The organism is Sphaerotilus sp., from assembly GCF_041083715.1.
Taxonomy (GTDB): Bacteria; Pseudomonadota; Gammaproteobacteria; order Burkholderiales; family Burkholderiaceae_C; genus Sphaerotilus.
The window spans coordinates 1-4,578 of sequence record NZ_JBFPGY010000002.1; the positions used below are offsets into that span (position 1 = coordinate 1).

Genomic DNA, 4,578 nt, shown 5'->3' on the forward strand with positions numbered 1-4,578 from the left:
GGGCTGGTCGGGCGGAATTTCCAGGCATTGCGCGAGGCCAGGATGACCACGCCGTGCTCGTCCACCACCAGCAGCTCGCCCGGCAGCCGTGGCCACTCGCGTTCGGTGGCTTCGAGGTCGATCTTGACGGCGGCCACGCCCAGCGCCTTGCCGTGGCGCGGCAGCGCGAACGAGCGGTAGTAGCCGGCGCGTCCGCTGGTGATGCCGACGCCGTAGAACTGGCCTTCGCCGCGGGCCAGCGCGTCGCGCACATAGGGGCGCCACGACAGGTCCTGGCCGAAGGGCGTGCCCGGCTGCTGCCAGTCGGCCGAGGCGACCACCGTACCGGCGGTGTCGATGACGTAGAGGATGTCCGCGCCGGCGATGGCGTCGAGCGCGTGCAGCGTGCGGCTGACCTGCTCGCGCAGGGCGGCATCGCCCGGCGTGGCCAGCAGCTGGAAGACCTCGGGCGAGGTTTCCAGCAGCGCGGGGAGGTAGTCGAAGCGCGCCAGCTCGCCGTCCAGCCGGGCGGCGGTCACGTCCAGCCGGTGCCGGGCCTGTTCGCCAGTGCGCTGCAGGCCGATCTGCAGCGCCACCGCATGGGCGCCCCATGCCACGGCGCCGATCAGCGCCAGCGCGAGCACTGCCCACGGCAGCAGGGTGCGCGAGCGGCTGTGCCAGGACCGGGAAGGGAGCGGGGCCATGGCGGCGAGCGTACCGCCGTCTCAGCGCACCGTCGCCGAGGCGGTCGGCATGTGGTGGTCGATGGCGTCGATCACCTGCTCCGGCGCATTGGCATCGGTGGCTGTCTCGTGGTTCAGCACCGCCGTCATGCGGGCGGTGTCGAGGTCACCCGTCCACTTGCCGACGACGACCGTCGCCACGCCGTTGCCGACCAGGTTGGTCAGCGCGCGGGCTTCGCTCATGAAGCGGTCGATGCCCAGGATCAGCGCCAGCCCGGCCACCGGGATGCCGCCCACCGCCGACAGCGTCGCCGCCAGCACGATGAAGCCCGAGCCGGTCACACCCGCCGCGCCCTTGGACGTCAGCAGCAGCACCAGCAGCAGCGTGATCTGCTGCTGCAGCGTCATCGGCGTGTTGGTGGCCTGCGCGATGAAGACCGCGGCCATCGTCAGGTAGATCGAGGTGCCGTCCAGGTTGAACGAGTAGCCCGTCGGGATCACCAGGCCGACGGTGGACTTGCGCACGCCGAGGTTTTCCAGCTTGGCCATCATGCGCGGCAGCGCAGCCTCCGACGAGCTGGTGCCCAGCACGATCAGCAGCTCTTCCTTGATGTACTGGATGAACTTCCAGATCGAGAAACCGTGCAGCTTCGCGATGGTGCCCAGCACGAGGAAGACGAACACGAAGCAGGTCAGGTAGAACGTGCCCATCAGCTTGCCCAGCGACAGCAGCGAGCCGACGCCGTACTTGCCAATGGTGAAGGCCATCGCGCCGAATGCGCCGATCGGGGCGACCTTCATGATGGTGCCGACGATGGCGAACAGGACGTGCGAGAGCTTCTCGATGAGGTCGAAGACCAGCGTGCCGCGGCCGCCGAAGCGGTGCAGCGCGAAGCCGAACATCACCGCGATCAGCAGCACCTGCAGCATCTCGCCCTTGGCGAAGGCGTCCACGACCGTGGTCGGGATGATGGCCAGCAGGAACTCGACCGTCGTCTGCATCTTGCCCGGCCCGGTGAAGGCGGCGATGCCCTTGGTGTCGAGCGTGGCGGGGTCGATGTTCATGCCCGCACCCGGCTGGATGAGGTTGACGATGACCAGCCCGATCACCAGCGCCAGGCTGGAGACGACCTCGAAGTAGAGCAGCGCGTAGCCACCGGTCTTGCCGACCTTCTTCATGTCTTCCATGCCGGCGATGCCGACCACCACCGTGCAGAAGATGATCGGCGCGATGACCATCTTGATCAGCTTGATGAAGCCGTCGCCCAGCGGCTTGAGCGCGACGCCGGTGTCAGGCGCGAAGTGGCCGATCAGCACACCGATCAGGATGGCGGTGAGGACCTGGACGTAGAGGGATCGGTAGAAGGGCAGGCGTGGGGTGGCGGGTTGCATGGCGTCTCCAGTCGTTGTGGGCGACGTCGCGCGGAAATTCGCGCGAGGTCCGATGCCATTTGCAACCCCGATGCCAGGGCTTCCGGGCTGGCGACTGTGCGCCAAGCCGTTGATCTGATTGAGGTTCTTCTGGGAGCGTGTGCACTGGTTCTAGGTGAAACCGTGCTGCTGCGGCCAGATCGGTCCGGGCCGTCGTACGCTGAAATCCGGGTAAACCCGCATTCTGCGGAGAGTCAGTCGCCACGCACCAGGATCACCACGCGGCGGTTCTGGGCGCGGCCTGCTTCGGTGGTGTTGTCGGCGATGGGCAGGCCCATGCCCTGGCCGCGCGCCTCGATCCGCGCGGCGGGCATGCCGTGTGCGATGAATTCGCGGGTCACCACCTCGGCTCTGCGGGTGGACAGGCGGCGGTTGTAGTCGGCGTCACCGACGTTGTCGGCATGGCCTTCGATGCGCAGCGACGTCAGGCCTTCCTTGAGCAGGGTCTCGGCGATGCCGTGGACCGTCCGGCTGCCGGCTGCGTCGAGGTGCTCGTCGTTGAACGAGAACAGCACCTTGCCCGCCAGGTTCAGCTCCCAGCCTTCGGTGACTTCGGCGAATCCCATCTGGCGCAGCGCCGTGACCTGCGCGGGCGAGAAATGCGCGGGGGGTGCGGGCGGCGGCGGGGTGGCGCAGCCGGTCAGCGTCAGCGCGAAGGCCAGGGCCAGGGCCCCCGCGGCACCCAGACTCCCGCGGCGGGCGGGGCAGCAGTCAGGTAGGTTCATGGTGCAGTCGTGTCGTGGAGCGTGGGGTAGGGCGTGACCTGCTGCCCGGCCAAGGGCCTGTGCCGCGCACGCTTGCCAGCATGCTTGGCGCGGTACATGGCCCGATCGGCCGTGTCGAGCAGGGCGGGAATGGTGTCACCGTCCAGCGGATAGGTGGCCATGCCGGCGCTCAGGCCGCAGTGGAAGTGGCCGTGTTCGTCGAGGTCGAAGGGCTGCGTCATCAGGTGGTGGATCTTCTGTCCGACCCGGCGCGCATCGTCCACGCTGCGCAGCGGGTGCAGCAGCACGGCGAATTCGTCGCCTCCCAGCCGCGCCACCACGTCGGTTTCGCGCACGGCGGTGCGCAGCCGGTCGGCCATCATCGCCAGCAGCCGGTCACCGGCGGCGTGGCCTGCGGTGTCGTTGACCGCCTTGAACCCGTCGGCATCGAGGAACAGCACGGCCAGGTGCCCGCCGCGTGCGCCAGTGCTGTTCAGTGCATCCTGCAGCCGGCGCTCGAACTGCGAGCGGTTGGCCAACCCGGTCAGCTCGTCGTGCCAGGCCTTGTGTGCCAGCAGGTCGTTGTCGGACTGCAGCCGCCGGTGGCTGGCCAGCAGCTCGGCCTGCCCGAGCTGCACCTCGTCGAGCATGGCGTTGAAGTCCTCGCTGAGCGCCTGCAGCTCGGTGATGCAGACGGTCGGTGCGCGCCGGTCGTAGGTGCGTCCGCTGCGGATCGAGCGGGTCAGTGCGGCGAGCTGGTTGATCGGCTCGATGATCGAGCGCTCCATGCGCCGCGTCATCAGCGTGCCGGCGACCAGCGAGGCGCCGATGCACAGCACCGCCCCCACCGCACCGTAGACCAGCAGCCATGCGTACAGCGTGCCGTCGCCCCGCACGCGGACCAGGCCGATGGTGCGGCCGTCCAGCAGCACGGGTGAGCGTGCCTCGCTGCGCATCAGCACCTCACCGGCCTGCCGCATCAGGCGGTCGATCGGGCCGCTGTCGGGCGTGGTGTGGCTGGCCAGCACTTCACCGTCAGGCAGCAGCACCCGTGCATCGACCAGGCCTTCGCGTCCGGCGATGTCGCGCAGCAGCTCCTCGGCCGTCTGTTCGTCCCGGAAGGTGATGGCCGCCTCGACCGAGTAGCTCAGCGTGCGGGCGACCAGTTCCAGGTGGCGCTCCTGCACACCGCTCATCAGCACATGCGCGATCACCGCCAGCGTGAGTCCGAAGGTCGTCACGGCGGCCGTCGCGACCCGCAGATGGCCGTGCCGCAGCAGCTTCTGAAAGGTTGCAGGGCGGGTCATGGCGTCACTCCCGGGCGTGGCTGGCCGATCTTGAGCACCAGCGGATGCACATGCAGCCCACTGCGCGCGACGGTGTCGAGGTTGATCTCCACCCGCAGGTCGCTGTTGCGCGGCACAAGGCAGAACATGCCGCCGCGGCTGCAGAAATCGGTGCCTTCGCCCATGCTCAGCACGGGGCGCCCGATCAGCTGGGGCAATGGCTCGGCCGCAGGTGCGCCGGTGCCCAGCCAGACCGCGTCGCAGTCCAGAGGCAGTGCGTCGGCCAGATCGATCAGCCGCACCGGTGCCAGCTTGCCCGCAGGCACGCTGCTGTGCAGCGAGCGCATGTCGGCCGCGGCACTGCTGCGCTCGTTCACGCACAGCAGCAGGGGCCGCGCTGGCCGCTGCGGCCAGCGGGTGTGGGCGAGTATGCCGAGCACGGCATCGACGACAGTGAGCCGCAGCGCGGCTGGATAAGGCGTGGCTGCGGCGAGG

The 4,578-nt window shown here is 69.0% G+C and carries 5 protein-coding genes; all 5 read right to left on the reverse strand.

Annotated features, from left to right (window positions below):
• A partial coding sequence (locus tag AB3X43_RS00030) for a cache domain-containing protein (RefSeq protein WP_369427852.1) occupies positions 1-683 on the reverse strand: 683 nt, incomplete at its 3' end.
• A 21-nt stretch (positions 684-704) separates the two neighbouring features.
• Entirely contained in the window at positions 705-2,054 is a 1,350-nt protein-coding gene (locus tag AB3X43_RS00035) for a dicarboxylate/amino acid:cation symporter (protein ID WP_369427853.1), read from the reverse strand.
• Positions 2,055-2,287: 233 nt separating this feature from the next.
• Complete coding sequence (gene yfiB, locus AB3X43_RS00040) at positions 2,288-2,818, reverse strand: outer membrane lipoprotein YfiB (protein WP_369427854.1); 531 nt, start codon at positions 2,816-2,818, stop codon at positions 2,288-2,290.
• A complete protein-coding gene (gene dgcN, locus AB3X43_RS00045; protein ID WP_369427855.1) occupies positions 2,815-4,104 on the reverse strand; it encodes a diguanylate cyclase DgcN/YfiN in 1,290 nt (429 codons plus the stop codon). Before dgcN ends, yfiB begins: the two co-directional genes overlap by 4 nt.
• Positions 4,101-4,578 (reverse strand): regulatory sequestration protein YfiR (gene yfiR / locus AB3X43_RS00050; RefSeq protein WP_369427856.1); only part of this gene is annotated, 478 nt, incomplete at its 5' end. The genes dgcN and yfiR, both read right to left, overlap by 4 nt.

What these genes read in the sequence shown, in the direction of transcription:
- AB3X43_RS00035 (WP_369427853.1), bottom strand. Translation starts at nt 2,054, where the DNA reads ATGCAACCCGCCACCCCACGCCTGCCCTTCTACCGATCCCTCTACGTC.
- yfiB (WP_369427854.1), bottom strand. Translation starts at nt 2,818, where the DNA reads ATGAACCTACCTGACTGCTGCCCCGCCCGCCGCGGGAGTCTGGGTGCC.
- dgcN (WP_369427855.1), bottom strand. Translation starts at nt 4,104, where the DNA reads ATGACCCGCCCTGCAACCTTTCAGAAGCTGCTGCGGCACGGCCATCTG.